Source organism: Roseimarinus sediminis, from assembly GCF_050433125.1.
In the GTDB taxonomy this organism is placed as follows: domain Bacteria; phylum Bacteroidota; class Bacteroidia; order Bacteroidales; family Prolixibacteraceae; genus Roseimarinus; species Roseimarinus sediminis.
On sequence record NZ_JBNPXV010000010.1, the window covers coordinates 91,757 to 106,302 of the forward strand.

Below are 14,546 nucleotides of genomic sequence, written 5' to 3' on the forward strand. Positions count from 1 at the left end.
AATGACTTTTTCCTTTTTGACTAACTCAAAAGGCCGATGGTTTCAGATACAGGCCCGTTTTTTCTGGAAGCCCGAACATGAGGTTCATGTTGTGTACCGCCTGACCCGACGCCCCTTTAATCAGATTATCACTAACACTGATTACCAGAAGTTTGTCGTCGTGTTTTATTAAATGCAGCAAACATTTGTTGGTGTTGACCACCTGTTTCAAATCAGGGTTTTCATTTGTCAGGTGCACGAAAGGTTGCTCGCTGTAATACTGTTGGTAGAGTGCTTTGGCCTCATCGAGACTGCCCTCGAAGCGGGTATAAGCCGTCACATAAATTCCACGGGTATGGTTCCCGCGCACCGGGATAAAATTCATGGCCGGCTGATAGCCTGCCTGCAGTTGTTGCAGACTTTGATTGATTTCGCCCAGGTGCTGGTGTTCAAATATTTTATACGCCGACAAGTTGTTGTTTCTCCAGCTGAAATGCGAAGTACGGCTGGGTTGCTGCCCGGCACCAGTTGAACCGGTAATCGCATTCACATGGATTTCGTCGTTGATTAAACCTTTTGCAGCCAAGGGCAAGACTGCCAGCTGAATACCGGTAGCAAAACAGCCCGGATTGGCTACATACTGTGCTTTCCGAATGACTTCCTTATTCAATTCGGGCAAGCCGTATACAAAATTATTTCCAGTACGTTTCAGCCGATAGTCGTGGCTTAAATCGATTACCTTCAGTTTTTCGGGCAGGGCGTGCTGTTCAAGCAGTTCGAGCGATTTTCCATGCCCCATGCAAAGAAATACCACATCGAGCCCTTCGAAGTTGAGTTCACCGCTGAAAACAAGGCTGGTATCACCCAGCAAATCACGGTGCACACTGGCTATACTGCTTCCCGCATTGCTGTTGCTGTGAATGTAGCTTAGTTCCGTTTCGGGATGTGCCAGCAAGATCCGTATCAGTTCTCCGGCAGTATAGCCTGCGCCTCCTATTATTCCTGCTTTAATCATAAAAAGTCATTAAAAAAGTCATTGGTCATTAAGAAAAAGTCTCCAACTCACTTAATGACTCATTGACTTTATTCTTTCTCCTTTTAAAATTCCTTATTTACCGAATTATACACTTTCAGCGAGGTACCCAGTATTTTGGTAAAGCCTTTCACATCGTCGGCAGTCCAGGCCTTGCTCACCTCGCCATACTCGCCAAATTCGGCCTTCATGAGGTCAAATTTGCTTTCGACACCTACCAACTGGAAGCTATAGGGTCGAAGTTTAATAATGACTTTACCGCTGACAGTACGCTGGGTGTTTTCCAGAAACTTTTCAATGTCGCGCATGGCCGGTTCCAGATAAAGTGCTTCATGCAGAAACATACCATACCAGTTACCCAGCTGATCTTTCCAGTATTGTTGCCACTTGGTAAGCGTATGTTTTTCGAGCATCTGATGGGCTTTAATAATGATCATGGGGGCAGCAGCCTCGAAGCCTACCCTTCCCTTGATGCCAATGATGGTATCACCAATGTGCATGTCGCGACCAATGGCCCATTTTGAGGCAAGCGCTTCAAGTGCACGAATGGCTTCAATTTTATTTTCATACTTTGTTCCTTCAACAGCCAGCAATTCCCCCTTTTCGAATTCGATTTCGATGTTGCGCTCACCGCTTTCTTCCAGCTGCGAGGGATAAGCTGCTTCGGGCAGTGTTTGTTCCGATTTCAGGGTTTCCTTTCCCCCGACGCTGGTTCCCCACAATCCGGCATTGATGGAATATTCCATCTTTTTGAAATCGGCTTCAAAACCATGTTGCTTCAGGTAGTTAATTTCGTATTCGCGGGTAAGCTCCATGTCGCGGGTTGGGGTCAGTATTTCGATGCCGGGAGCCAGTACATCGAAAGTAAGGTCGAAACGTACCTGATCGTTTCCGGCACCAGTACTGCCATGTGCCACATAACGGGCACCAATTTCCTTTGCATATTCAATGATGGCTATGGCCTGAAAGATGCGTTCGGAGCTGACCGATATGGGATAGGTATTGTTCCGTAAAATATTGCCATAAACCATGTAACGGATACACTTTTCGTAGTATTCAGCTGTTACATCAAGGCTAACATGTTTTACTGCGCCCAATTCATAAGCTTTCTTTTCGATTGTTTTCAGTTCGTCTTCGGTGAATCCACCGGTATTGGCAATGGCGGTGTACACTTCGAGGCCTTTTTCCCGGGCCAGATACATACCACAAAACGAGGTGTCGAGTCCTCCGCTAAATGCCAAAACTACCTTCTTGTTTTCCATATCATTATTTTTGTAATTCATTGCTTACCAAATTGATAAACAGGGTAAATATCGTCTGTCAGAAATCAAAATCTTAGCCCTCCTTTTAACAAGCAAAGCATGGGAAGCTCCTTGCCTAAGGATGTATATTTTCAAAAAAAACAGGTCGGACGGGCAGCGCCCCGGTTGAAAATTTATGCTGCGCCATATAAAACGACACAGCTTGATTGTTTGATTTGCTGTTGTTAAGCTAAAAAGATAAAAAAATGGTGCCGCACAAATTAACTTTACTAACCCAAATACCAATGCTGCATTGCTTTGCTGATGAGAATAAAAACCAATTACACGACTTCAAAATGTTGCAAAACAATACTCATTAATTGATGAAATTGCGAATTACCTGGCATTGATTTTAAAAATAGCGGCACCATTTTATCTTTACTATTTTCTTAAAAAATTCAATTTATTCATTAGCGTTTCGGCAGCAATTCCGTCAGGCTCTCCATTTCGTAACCAACGCTTAAAGGGAATCAGCTTTCGTTTGTTATTTTGCTTCGAAGCATTCAGCGCTTCCTGTGCTTCGGCTTCGAGTTTTTCCCGTTCTGCCTTTTTCTTTTCCCATGCGGGGTCGAAGATCATTGCCGTGCAAAGGCATTTGGTACGTTGGGTACGCATCAGGATGTCGTAATTAACACAACTCTGGCAGCCTTTCCAAAATTCCTGATCGTCGGTAAGCTCAGAAAAGGTAACCGGTCGGTATCCCAGCTCCGAGTTGATCTTCATCACGGGCAGGCCGGTGGTTAAGCCAAAAATCCGCGCTTCAGGAAACTTCTGACGCGAGAGCTCAAATGCTTTCTTTTTAATGCTCTTGGCAAGCCCCATTCCGCGGTACTGCGGCACTACAATTAAACCTGAGTTGGCTACAAAACGGTTATGCCCCCACGATTCGATGTAGCAAAAGCCGGCAAACTTCCCTTCATCCAATGCGATAATTGCCTTTCCCTCGTCGATTTTGCGAATGATGTATTCGTCGGTACGACGGGCAATACCAGTCCCCCGCTCTTCAGAGGCATGTTGTATGGTATCATTGATTTCCTGAACATATTTCAGATGCTCAGCAGTGGCAACCAGCACTTCAATTGTATTTCTTTCTTCCATTCTTTTAAATCAATCGTCCTTTTAAATTAGGCATCGCTCTCACTAAAAACTGAAAAACATCACTTTTCTCAACTCCTTCACGCAAAACCAGGAAAATCGTATCATCACCGGCTATGGTTCCCAATACTTCAAAGGGACGGGTATCGTCAATCACGGCAGCAATACTGCTGGCATAGGCTGGCTTGGTTTTTATCACCGCCATGTTGCCTGAAAAGTCGATCGACAAAAAGCCGTCGGCCAAATAATTAACTCCGGGTCCTGCATTGTTGGACGCAGGCACACTTTCGCGTGGTAAAACATAAGTATATCCACCCTGCGGATCAGGACTCTTCGAAACCTTTAAGGCCTTCAAATCGCGTGAAAGTGTTGCCTGGGTCATTTCAAAACCTTCATGTTTTAATAACATAAGCAATTGCTCCTGCCCGGTTACCTTATTCGACGCAACGATATTTCGTATGGCAAGTTGCCTTTCAAGTCTCAGCTTCATCCGTGAGTGAATAATTATACATTTACGCTGCAAATTTATTCATTATTTTATCAAAACCAACTGATTTTCGAGAAAGTTTATTATTTTTGTCGCAGCAATTAAAATTGAAGCAAACAAAAGGTGAGCATAGTTCAGCTAAAAATAAAAACGGAGTTAAAATGCGTTTAACTGCAACCGCAGTCAAACGCATTTTTTTTAATCATCATAAATGTCTGCAACATTGAAAAAAGTAAAATTAATCCTGGAAGATGGGACTGAATTCACGGGTCAGTCGTTTGGAAGTGAGAAATCGGTGGCCGGCGAAGTAGTGTTTTACACCGCCATGGTAGGTTATCCCGAGAGTTTGACAGATCCTTCGTACACGGGGCAAATTCTGGTATCGACCTACCCAATGATCGGTAACTACGGTGTTCCCGGAGCAAGCCTCACCGACAAGGTGCACGATTTTTTTGAATCGGACAAAATTCATGTATCGGGTTTTATCATCTCCGATTATTCGGTCGAACACAGTCATTGGAATGCAGCACAAAGTCTGGGTGACTGGCTGAAGGCCAACGATGTACCCGGGCTGTATGGCATCGATACGAGGGCACTGACAAAGAAACTGCGCGAAAAGGGATCGATGCTGGGTAAGATTGAATTTGAAAACGAGCCTGTTGAATTTTACGATCCCAACCACGAGAACCTGGTCGCCCGTGTAAGCATCCCCTCGCCCGAGACTTACGGGGAAGGAGACTACAAGGTCGTTCTGGTCGATTGCGGAACAAAAAATAACATTATCCGTTGTCTTACCTCACGCGGTGTAACAGTAAAAAGAGTACCCTGGGATTACGATTACAGCAAAGAAGCGTACGACGGACTGTTTATCTCGAATGGACCCGGCGACCCGGCCATGTGCGACATCACGGTAAATCACCTCAGTAAGGCACTTGAAAACGACCGCCCCATCATGGGTATCTGCCTGGGGAACCAGCTGCTTGCCCGCGCAGCCGGTGCCGAAACCTATAAAATGAAATTCGGACATCGCAGTCATAACCAACCCGTCCTGCTAAATGGCACCAACCGTTGCTTCATTACAGCACAAAATCATGGTTATGCCATCGAAAACGATACGATCCCTTCTGACTGGGAAGCCCATTTCATCAATGTAAACGACGAAAGCAACGAAGGAATCAGGCATAAACACAAACCTTTCTTTTCAACACAGTTTCACCCCGAAGCCACAAGCGGGCCGGTTGATACCGAATTTCTGTTCGACGATTTTATCGAGAATGTAAAGAAGTATAAGAAGTAGAAAAGAGGATTAACGATTAATGACTGAAAAGATGGAAAATTTCAAATCACATATTAAGAAAGCAATTGTTTTAGGCTCGGGCGCGTTAAAAATTGGTGAAGCCGGTGAATTCGACTACTCCGGATCGCAGGCACTGAAGGCATTAAAAGAAGAAGGGGTGGAAACCATTCTCATCAATCCCAACATTGCCACCATTCAGACTTCAGAAGAAATTGCAGACAAAATATACTTTCTTCCGGTAACTGCCTACTTTGTTGAGCAGGTGATCAAAAAGGAAAAGCCTCAGGGTATATTGCTGGCTTTTGGCGGGCAAACTGCACTGAATTGCGGGGTTGAACTGTATGAAAACGGCATACTCGAAAAATACAATGTGGAAGTGGTAGGAACGCCGGTACAATCGATCATCAATACCGAAGACCGTGATATTTTTGCCAAAATACTTCAAAGCATCGATGTAAAAACACCTCAGAGCATTGCCTGTGCCAACATGGCCGAAGCCAAAAAAGCAGTAGAAACCATTGGTTTCCCCATTATTATCCGTGCAGCTTATACGCTGGGAGGAATGGGATCGGGCTTCTGCGAAAACATGGAAGAGCTCGAAATACGTGCCAGCAATGCTTTTTCCTACTCAAAACAAATACTTGTTGAAGAATCGATCAAAGGCTGGAAAGAAGTGGAATACGAAGTGGTACGCGATCAGTTCGACAACTGCATCACCGTGTGTAACATGGAAAACTTCGATCCGCTGGGTATCCATACCGGCGAGAGCATCGTGGTGGCTCCCTCGCAAACACTTAGCAACAGCGAATACCATAAACTGCGTGAGCTATCAATCAGGATCATCCGCCGCATTGGGGTGGTGGGCGAATGCAATGTGCAGTTTGCGCTCGATCCTTACAGCGAAGATTACCGTGTAATTGAAGTCAATGCCCGCCTGAGCCGCTCATCGGCCCTGGCATCGAAAGCCACCGGCTACCCGCTGGCCTTTGTTGCTGCCAAACTGGGCATGGGTTACGGCTTGCACCAGCTTCAGAACTCAGTTACCAAGGTCACCACCGCCTGTTTTGAACCTGCCCTCGACTATGTGGTGTGTAAAATACCCCGCTGGGACCTTGGCAAATTTGTTGGCGTATCGAAACAAATTGGCAGCTCGATGAAATCGGTGGGTGAAATCATGGCCATCGGTCGCAATTTTGAAGAAGCCATTCAGAAGGGGCTGCGCATGATCGGACTGGGCATGCATGGCTTTGTGGGCAACAACGAGGAAATTACCATCGATGCCATCGAGGAAGAGCTGATCAACCCAACCGACCGACGTATTTTTGCCATTGCCGAAGCTTTTAGAAAGGCATATTCGGTGGAGGACATTCATCAGAGAACAAAAATCGATCGTTGGTTTCTGCATAAACTGGAAAACATTTACAAGGTTCAAAGCGAGCTGAAAGAATACAAAAGCCTTGCCACCCTGCCCGACGAGCTGCTTTTGAAATCAAAAAAACTGGGCTTTTCCGACTTTCAGATAGCCCGTATGGTTTTCGAACCCAAAAGCAGGGACATGCAACAGGGGCTGCTCGAAGTACGTGCCCACCGTAAAGCGAGAGGTATTACACCCATCATCAAACAAATCGACACCCTGGCGGGTGAGTATCCGGCCCTTACCAACTACCTTTACGTGACCTATAATGGCAGCGAACACGATGTCGAATTTAAGCACGACATGCAATCGGTGATCGTATTGGGCTCGGGCGCATACCGCATTGGCTCATCGGTTGAATTCGACTGGTGCGGGGTGAATGCCGTCAATACCATTCGCAAGGAAGGATTCCGCTCAATTATGATCAACTACAACCCCGAAACGGTGAGCACCGATTACGATAACTGCGACCGCCTTTATTTCGATGAGCTGACTTTTGAAAGGGTAATGGACATTGTTGATCTGGAAGATCCCATGGGAACCGTGGTTTCAACCGGCGGACAAATTCCAAACAACCTGGCCATGAAACTGGCTGCACAGAACGTACCCATTTTGGGAACCTCGGCCGAGAAAATCGACAATGCCGAGGACCGTCAGAAATTTTCATCCCTGCTCGACCGTATAGGTGTTGACCAACCCCGTTGGAACGAATTATCGACCATCGAAGAAATACACAAATTCATCGGCGAAGTAGGATACCCTGTGCTGATTCGACCATCGTATGTACTTTCGGGAGCTGCCATGAATGTGGTTTCGAACGAAGACCAACTGGTTAATTTCCTTCAACTGGCTGCCGATGTTTCGAAAGAACATCCCGTAGTAGTGAGTGAATTCATCGAACAGGCCAAGGAAATTGAGATTGACGCGGTGGCCGACAAGGGCGAACTGGTTGCTTACGCCATTTCGGAGCACGTAGAATTTGCAGGCGTTCACTCAGGCGATGCCACCATGGTATTTCCACCACAAAAATTGTACATCGAAACCATTCGCAGGGTGAAGAAAATTGCCAGACAAGTTGCTGCAGGACTTGAAATATCAGGCCCCTTCAACATGCAATTGCTGGCCAAGGACAACGACATCAAGGTGATTGAATGCAACCTGCGCGCGTCGAGGAGCTTTCCTTTTGTATCGAAGGTAATGAAATTCAACCTGATTGAACTGGCGACCAAGGTCATGCTGGGAGTTCCCTACGAAAAGCCCGACAAATCGCTCTTCGAACTCGATCATGTGGGCGTTAAGGCACCGCAGTTCTCGTTTCAGCGTCTGCTCAATGCCGATCCTGTACTCGGAGTCGACATGAGTTCGACCGGCGAAGTAGCCTGTTTGGGCGATAACTTTTATGCAGCCATTCTCAAATCGATGCTTTCGGTAGGCTATCAGATTCCAAAGAAAAACGTACTCATTTCGTCGGGTCCCACCCGCTCGAAGGTTGAATTGTTGCGCTCGGCAGCCATGCTGGTTGAAAAAGGCTACAACCTTTTTGCCACTGAGGGAACTGCCAAATTCTTCAGCGACAACAACATAAAATGTACTGTTTTGCACTGGCCCGATGAAGAAGACCGAAAACCAAACACCATCGATTATATCAAGGAGAAGAAGCTCGATCTGGTTATTAACATTCCGAAAAACTACACCCGTCGTGAGCTGAGCAACGGATACCGAATCAGGCGCAATGCCATCGATTACAACATTCCGCTCATCACCAATGCCCGTGTAGCCAGTGCCTTCATCTACTCCTTCTGCAAGTATACCATCGAGGATCTGGAGATCAAAAGCTGGAATGAGTATAAGTAGACGATTGATAGATATTGGACAAGAGATCAAACAGACAAGAGATATCAGACAAGAGATATTAGACAGTAGATTAGATTTCAGATAAGAGATCATAAGACAAAAAACCGTTTCCTGAGGGAGGCGGTTTTTTTATTAAACAAAGTCAGGAAGAATGCTGCTAAACAATTTACTAAGCTTCCGGTTACTTTTCCTGTTGATCTGCCAAACACTTGGCAGATGCCTATTTCACCAGCGAATAACAGGAATCATTTTAGATTTTGACAAATCTTTTTTTCTTTGTGCCCTGTAAAAAAGAAGCAAGATGAACAAGAGCAAGCCCAAGAGAAGTATTTTTGACCGACTTTTAAACTGGACCGAAAGGGCCGGCAATGCCCTGCCCCATCCCGCAACCCTGTTTGCCATTTTTGCCCTGCTGGCCCTGATATTCTCCGCCGTAGGTTATTATCTGGGCTGGGAAGTGATCCATCCGGGCACCCAGGAACTTGTAAAACCCGTTAACCTGCTTTCGCACGATGGCATTCATCGCATCCTGCTCGAAATGGTGGATAATTTTACCGGCTTTGCTCCTCTGGGAATTGTTCTGGTAGCCATGCTGGGCATCGGCATTGCTGAAAAAAGCGGACTTGTTAATGCCATTATTCGTATGCTGGTACTTAACTCGCCTCGTCACCTGCTCACTTTTGTGCTTGTTTTCTCTGGTATTTTATCGAACCTGGCATCCGACGTGGGTTATGTGCTCCTCATCCCGCTGGCCGGGGTTATTTTTATTGCCGTTGGGCGGCATCCTATTGCAGGAATGGCAGCAGCCTTTGCCGGCGTATCGGGTGGCTTTAGTGCCAATCTGGTGCTGGGAACCGTTGATCCGCTTCTGGCTGGTCTGTCGCAGGAAGCAGCCCGCATTCTCGATCCAGCTTATCAGGTGAATGCAACAGCCAATTACTATTTCATGGTAGCTTCTACCTTTGTAATAGCCATTGCCGGCACCCTGGTAACCGATAAAATAGTAGAACCCCGGCTGGGAAAATATACCGGCCATGTCGATGAACAGGATCAGTCGTTTGATAAGCTGAGCAGGAAAGAACGAAAAGGAATTAAGGCAGCCCTGATCACCCTGGGAGTTATTTTTGTCATCACGCTTATCGGGATCATTCCCGAGGACGGTTTTTTCAGAGGAAACGATGGCGGCTTGCTGTCATCACCACTCATAAAAGGCGTTGTAGCCATGCTGTTTATTACAGCAGGTGCCATGGGACTGGCTTACGGTTTTACCACCGGAGCCTTTAAAAACGACGTCGATGTCATGAACGGAATGGCCGATTCAATGAAAACACTGGGTACTTACCTGGTGCTCGTTTTCTTTGCAGCGCAGTTTGTGGCCTATTTCAAGTGGAGTAACCTTGGAATTATTCTGGCTGTTAAGGGAGCCGGAGCACTCATGTCGGCCGACATTGGTCTTATTCCATTGATGATTTTCTTCATTCTGCTTTCGGCGGCCATCAACATGCTCATGGGAAGTGCCTCGGCCAAATGGGCCATTCTTGCCCCCATCTTCATTCCCATGTTCATGATTATGGGCTACTCTCCTGAATTATCACAGGTGGTTTACCGTATTGGCGATAGTGTTACCAACGTCATTTCACCTATGATGAGCTTTTTTGCACTCATTATTGCCTTTGTACAGAAATACGACCCCAAGGCCGGAATTGGAACAATCATCGCTACCATGGTCCCCTACACCATCACTTTCCTTGTTTTCTGGATTGTGTTACTGATCGCATGGCTGCTGCTTGGTATTCCTTTGGGGCCTGGTGCCGAAATCCACTACAGCCTGCCGGGTTAAGCAGGCTGAGAGGCGGCAGAATTGGAAAAATCACCAGCTTCTTCCCTTATTCTGTACAAGGTCTTTTTGCCCCAAAACTGAAAAATACGCCGAATATTGTGATTCAGTGAAACTAAAAGCGTACATTTGCAAAAATTTTGATGATAGAGGGTAAGTCCCACAGCGTAGAAAATCGCTCTGAAATTGCCTGAGAATATGCTAAAATCAATTTTTTAAAGCAATAACATACAGGTTTTCTGCCAGTTAGACAATACACTGCCTTTGACTTCCAAACACTGAAGTTTCAGCCATCTTGCGCTTTCCCGGTAATCTTCCTGATGTTGAAACAATAACAATTAAATTACTTTCGAATGAACATTTATGTAGGAAACCTTGACTACAACGTAAACGAAGACGACTTGCAAGGTATTTTTGAAGAATACGGAGCAGTAAGTTCTGTAAAGCTGATCACCGATAAATTCAGTGGTAAGAGCAAAGGTTTTGGTTTTGTAGAAATGGACAACAAGGATGAAGCCATGAAATCGATTAACGATTTACATGGTGCAATGCTTGAAAACAGGGAAATGGTGGTTAACGAGGCAAAGCCTAAGAAAGCCAGCAGCAATTCCCGTCGTTACTAGAAAAGCAGGAGCTGTCGATCGCGAAGACGACAGACATAAGCTATAACAATTAAACAGCAGTACGTCAGGCCAGTCCTTTCGCTGCTGTTTAATGTGTTTAAAGAAAAACTCATTTGTTGAAACTTTTTGGAAACCTTTCTGCGGTTTCAACGTATGTCAAAAATGCATATCAATACCAATTATTAATTTTAAATAGAAATATATGGGCAGATCCCAGGAATCGTTTAACAAAAAAGAAGTAAGAAAGAAAAAAGAGAAAAAAAGAAAGGACAAAGAGAAAAAGCGTCTGGCAAGAAAAGATGATGTGAAATCAGGAGGCCTTGATGACATGATTGCCTATGTAGATGAATTCGGACGCATTACCGATACCCCACCCGATCCCGATCAGAAAGAAGAAGTCGCAATTGAAGACATTGAAATCAGTGTTAGCAAAACCGATCCTTCCGAAAAAGAAGATCCAACCCGGAAAGGAATTGTAACCTTCTTTAACGACAACAAAGGCTTTGGTTTTATCCGCGACCTCGAAAACCGTCAGAGTGTATTTGTACACGCCAATAATTTACAGGAAGAAATCAGAGAGGACAATGTGGTGACCTTCGAAGTAGGTAAAGGCCCTAAAGGACCAACTGCATTAAATGTAAAGCTTTTCAAATAATACCGCTTTCTTTTACTGTTCATTGATTCACTCTTTAACGAAAGGCAGCTAAATGTGCTGCCCGTGGATTGTATTGAATCAACACAGCCAGAGTAGATGAATACGCCAAATGAAATACAACAGGTAAGAATTAACAAATACCTGAGCGAAGTTGGGTTTTGTTCACGACGAATGGCCGATCAGCTGATCGAAGCCGGAAGAGTGACCATTAATGGAAAGATACCTGAAAAGGGCACCAAAATAAGTACCGGAGATGAAGTAAGGGTTGATGGTAAAACCATCGACAACAAGGAACAAAAACCGGTATTTATTGCTTTCAACAAACCGGTAGGCATCGTCTGTACTACCGACACGAAGAATGAAAAAAACAACATCATCGACTTCATTGGTCACCCCGAAAGAATTTTCCCCATTGGCCGACTCGACAAGCCCAGCGAGGGACTCATTTTTCTTACCAACGATGGTGATATTGTAAACAAAATACTAAGGGCACACAATCACCACGAAAAAGAATATGAAGTTCGGGTTGACAAGCCAATCAATTCTAAATTTATAAAGCAAATGGCAGGAGGTATCCCGATTTTGGGAACCGTCACCCGAAAATGCCTTGTAAAACCCACCGGGAAGTATGAATTTACCATTGTACTCACACAGGGTCTAAACCGACAAATCCGCCGGATGTGTGAATACCTGGGTTACCGCGTCACAGCACTCAAGCGTACCCGTATTATGAATGTCAGGCTCGACCTGCCAACGGGACAATGGCGCGATCTGAGCGCTGCCGAAATCGACGATATTAACCGCCGGATTGCCAATTCTTCAAAAACCCACTCCGCTGGTTGAATGTTCCATTTTGCCTTCATACCAAACAATACACTGCTTATAAGCACGATGTAGCCTAAACAGGCATTCTCTTCTCTATTTTTTTTGTTATCAAATTGAACTCCCGTAAACCCAGGGGCCATTTTTTTCGTTTATTTGGCAAACAAATAAATAACGATGGACAGAATTGTAGCAATCAACAGTAACAATCAAATTTTTCCAGCCTACCAAAACACACCAATCGGCGATCTTCTCAGCTATCACAACCTGGGAAAAGAACACAAAGACTACGAAAAAGCAGAATTGCTGGTGGGTATGTGTATGGACAACAGAAAGAAGCTTCAGATTCCCGAAAATTTTGCCTTCATCATCCGTGCCGGTGGAGCCAATCTGCGTTACAGCGAGTTCAAGGTTTCGTATGCCATTGGTGTTGGCGGAGTGCAATACATTGCGCTCATAGCTCATACCAACTGTGGCATGGTGAACCTGGCAGCCCGGAAACAAATTTTCATTGATGGTCTTATTGAACGTGCCGGCTGGGACGCCCAAAAAGCCGAAGAACATTTCAGCAATTTTGCCCCCCTGTTCGAAATCGGTAATGAAATCGATTTTGTTTTAAGCGAAGCACAAAGACTGCGCATCAAATATCCGAAAGTTGTTGTGGCTCCTATGCTGTATAAGGTAGAAGACAATCAGCTGTACCTGATCAGGGAAGACTAAAGGCCCAAATAGAACCGACTGACGGCACGGAGCACGTGATTTAAAGTCACACCGTCAGCAAGAATGAGTGCAGTTGATACTTTCAAAATTATGCAAACTTTTATTCACTACTTTTTGCACTTTGGTTTTCCTTTTATTATTGCCTTTGTATTCTACAGAAAGGATTGGAAAAGGGTGTACCTGCTTCTCATTGCAAGCATGTTGGTCGATCTGGATCATTTGCTGGCTACTCCAATTTTCGAAGCAAACCGTTGTAGTATTAACTTCCACCCGCTGCATACCTACTACGCAATGGCAGGGTATGTTGCATTGCTCTTTTTTCGCAAACCATTCAGAATTATTGGCATAGGACTGCTGTTTCATATGCTCACCGATTTGATTGACTGCTTAATGACCTATGCAAATTGTAAAGAATGTTTAAGCAATTCGCCTGCAATCGAACTCATAAAAAACATTTCAAAAATAATTGGATTATAAATCATCGCTTCAGAAATTACAAAGCGGCTCCCCTTTCTTATGAAAAAATATTTTGGAAAAGAATTGCCAGGTGAAGCCAGCTGAACCCAATTTTAGATTCATCTAAACTGTCGGAGGAAATTCTGCTTTGCTGGTGTTTCGAGCGTCGGGTTTGATTAATTCTACCTCGTAAAAGGGAAGCCCCATTTTGAAGTATTCTTCCCGCTTCACCAGAAACCCTTTTTCTTTTAGCAAAGTATCCGTTGGTCGGTTTAGCTGACATCCTTCGGCTACCTTTTCCCATACAGGATTGAAAAAGTCCTGCATTTTTCCACCCAGATGCCGGTGCGCTCTCACATGTTCGAGAACCAGCAAGCGACCACCGGGTTTGAGCCAGCTCATGAACTGATCCAAAGCAAGACCAGGATCGGGAATGGTGCAAAGCACCAGCGTACATACCACCGCATCGAGCGTAGCGGGAGCTATCAACTGCTGCATTTCGTGGTAACCACAACCGGTGTTATGCAAACTCACCCGGTCGGGAAACAGCAATAAATCACGTTTTTTTTCTGCCCTGTAAAACATGTAGGGCGAAGGTTCAATTCCGGTTAGTTGTACTTTTTCGGTATAATGCTCAAGATTTACACCGGTGCCAACTCCCACTTCCAGCACATGACCTTCGAGCTCCGATAAGAGTCGTGCACGCCTTGCCCTGAGCTGCCTCTTTTCGAGGTAGTACATGAAATAATCGTAGCTCGCTCCAAATATCCGACTGAATCTCATATTAAAAAGTCATTAGGAAAAAGTCATTGGTAATGGAAAAAAGTCATTGGTCATGGAGTCATTAAGAAAAGTTCACCCTGTGAAATGGCTTGTATTGCCAGCTTATTTTCCAGGGGATAAAAGTTGCTATTTGTTAAACACCTTATCAAAGATCTTATTTCACAGTGGCTTTCCTTATTAAGTCCGAAAA

13 protein-coding genes are annotated in these 14,546 nt (G+C 44.9%); 8 read left to right on the forward strand and 5 right to left on the reverse strand.

Annotated features, from left to right (window positions below):
• Positions 1-25: 25 nt before the first annotated feature.
• The 4 genes from argC to FHS86_RS13675 form a co-directional block, all read right to left on the reverse strand.
• On the reverse strand, positions 26-994 hold the full coding sequence (argC, locus tag FHS86_RS13660) for an N-acetyl-gamma-glutamyl-phosphate reductase (protein WP_429414662.1): 969 nt from the start codon (positions 992-994) through the stop codon (positions 26-28).
• 83 nt (positions 995-1,077) lie between these two features.
• On the reverse strand, positions 1,078-2,274 hold the full coding sequence (locus FHS86_RS13665) for an argininosuccinate synthase (protein WP_429414665.1): 1,197 nt from the start codon (positions 2,272-2,274) through the stop codon (positions 1,078-1,080).
• 420 nt (positions 2,275-2,694) lie between these two features.
• Complete coding sequence (locus tag FHS86_RS13670; RefSeq protein ID WP_429414667.1) at positions 2,695-3,411, reverse strand: GNAT family N-acetyltransferase; 717 nt, start codon at positions 3,409-3,411, stop codon at positions 2,695-2,697.
• 4 nt (positions 3,412-3,415) lie between these two features.
• Positions 3,416-3,898 (reverse strand): arginine repressor, encoded by a 483-nt coding sequence (locus tag FHS86_RS13675; protein ID WP_429414670.1) that lies wholly within the window; start codon positions 3,896-3,898, stop codon positions 3,416-3,418.
• 208 nt (positions 3,899-4,106) lie between these two features.
• Here FHS86_RS13675 and carA point away from each other — a divergent pair, with 208 nt between their 5' ends.
• The 8 genes from carA to FHS86_RS13715 all read left to right on the forward strand — a co-directional run bounded on the left by carA (position 4,107) and on the right by FHS86_RS13715 (position 13,594).
• The gene (gene carA / locus FHS86_RS13680) at positions 4,107-5,192 is read left to right on the forward strand and encodes a glutamine-hydrolyzing carbamoyl-phosphate synthase small subunit (protein WP_429414673.1); all 1,086 of its coding nucleotides are present in this window, start codon (positions 4,107-4,109) and stop codon (positions 5,190-5,192) included.
• A gap of 31 nt (positions 5,193-5,223) precedes the next feature.
• Positions 5,224-8,460 carry a carbamoyl-phosphate synthase (glutamine-hydrolyzing) large subunit gene (gene carB, locus FHS86_RS13685; protein ID WP_429414676.1) on the forward strand — a complete coding sequence of 1,079 codons (3,237 nt, stop codon included), beginning with the start codon at positions 5,224-5,226 and terminating at the stop codon, positions 8,458-8,460.
• Between the two features lie 301 nt (positions 8,461-8,761).
• Positions 8,762-10,300, forward strand: coding sequence for an AbgT family transporter (locus FHS86_RS13690; RefSeq protein ID WP_429414679.1), 1,539 nt, complete (start codon positions 8,762-8,764; stop codon positions 10,298-10,300).
• Between the two features lie 350 nt (positions 10,301-10,650).
• Positions 10,651-10,920 (forward strand): RNA recognition motif domain-containing protein, encoded by a 270-nt coding sequence (locus FHS86_RS13695; RefSeq protein ID WP_429414683.1) that lies wholly within the window; start codon positions 10,651-10,653, stop codon positions 10,918-10,920.
• A gap of 202 nt (positions 10,921-11,122) precedes the next feature.
• Positions 11,123-11,575: a cold-shock protein gene (locus FHS86_RS13700; protein WP_429414686.1), complete on the forward strand. Its 453-nt coding sequence runs from the start codon at positions 11,123-11,125 to the stop codon at positions 11,573-11,575.
• Between the two features lie 96 nt (positions 11,576-11,671).
• A complete protein-coding gene (gene rluF / locus FHS86_RS13705) occupies positions 11,672-12,418 on the forward strand; it encodes a 23S rRNA pseudouridine(2604) synthase RluF (protein WP_429414689.1) in 747 nt (248 codons plus the stop codon).
• A gap of 156 nt (positions 12,419-12,574) precedes the next feature.
• The gene (locus FHS86_RS13710; RefSeq protein ID WP_429414692.1) at positions 12,575-13,117 is read left to right on the forward strand and encodes a carbonic anhydrase; all 543 of its coding nucleotides are present in this window, start codon (positions 12,575-12,577) and stop codon (positions 13,115-13,117) included.
• Positions 13,118-13,207: 90 nt separating this feature from the next.
• Positions 13,208-13,594 carry a DUF6122 family protein gene (locus tag FHS86_RS13715; protein ID WP_429414695.1) on the forward strand — a complete coding sequence of 129 codons (387 nt, stop codon included), beginning with the start codon at positions 13,208-13,210 and terminating at the stop codon, positions 13,592-13,594.
• Positions 13,595-13,696: 102 nt separating this feature from the next.
• Here the strand turns inward: FHS86_RS13715 and FHS86_RS13720 are convergent, their stop codons facing one another.
• Positions 13,697-14,356 carry a class I SAM-dependent methyltransferase gene (locus tag FHS86_RS13720; RefSeq protein WP_429414698.1) on the reverse strand — a complete coding sequence of 220 codons (660 nt, stop codon included), beginning with the start codon at positions 14,354-14,356 and terminating at the stop codon, positions 13,697-13,699.
• Positions 14,357-14,546: the final 190 nt, after the last annotated feature.

What these genes read in the sequence shown, in the direction of transcription:
- FHS86_RS13715 (WP_429414695.1), top strand. Translation starts at nt 13,208, where the DNA reads ATGCAAACTTTTATTCACTACTTTTTGCACTTTGGTTTTCCTTTTATT.
- argC (WP_429414662.1), bottom strand. Translation starts at nt 994, where the DNA reads ATGATTAAAGCAGGAATAATAGGAGGCGCAGGCTATACTGCCGGAGAA.
- FHS86_RS13700 (WP_429414686.1), top strand. Translation starts at nt 11,123, where the DNA reads ATGGGCAGATCCCAGGAATCGTTTAACAAAAAAGAAGTAAGAAAGAAA.
- FHS86_RS13690 (WP_429414679.1), top strand. Translation starts at nt 8,762, where the DNA reads ATGAACAAGAGCAAGCCCAAGAGAAGTATTTTTGACCGACTTTTAAAC.
- FHS86_RS13675 (WP_429414670.1), bottom strand. Translation starts at nt 3,898, where the DNA reads ATGAAGCTGAGACTTGAAAGGCAACTTGCCATACGAAATATCGTTGCG.
- carB (WP_429414676.1), top strand. Translation starts at nt 5,224, where the DNA reads ATGGAAAATTTCAAATCACATATTAAGAAAGCAATTGTTTTAGGCTCG.
- rluF (WP_429414689.1), top strand. Translation starts at nt 11,672, where the DNA reads ATGAATACGCCAAATGAAATACAACAGGTAAGAATTAACAAATACCTG.
- FHS86_RS13695 (WP_429414683.1), top strand. Translation starts at nt 10,651, where the DNA reads ATGAACATTTATGTAGGAAACCTTGACTACAACGTAAACGAAGACGAC.
- carA (WP_429414673.1), top strand. Translation starts at nt 4,107, where the DNA reads ATGTCTGCAACATTGAAAAAAGTAAAATTAATCCTGGAAGATGGGACT.
- FHS86_RS13710 (WP_429414692.1), top strand. Translation starts at nt 12,575, where the DNA reads ATGGACAGAATTGTAGCAATCAACAGTAACAATCAAATTTTTCCAGCC.
- FHS86_RS13665 (WP_429414665.1), bottom strand. Translation starts at nt 2,274, where the DNA reads ATGGAAAACAAGAAGGTAGTTTTGGCATTTAGCGGAGGACTCGACACC.
- FHS86_RS13720 (WP_429414698.1), bottom strand. Translation starts at nt 14,356, where the DNA reads ATGAGATTCAGTCGGATATTTGGAGCGAGCTACGATTATTTCATGTAC.
- FHS86_RS13670 (WP_429414667.1), bottom strand. Translation starts at nt 3,411, where the DNA reads ATGGAAGAAAGAAATACAATTGAAGTGCTGGTTGCCACTGCTGAGCAT.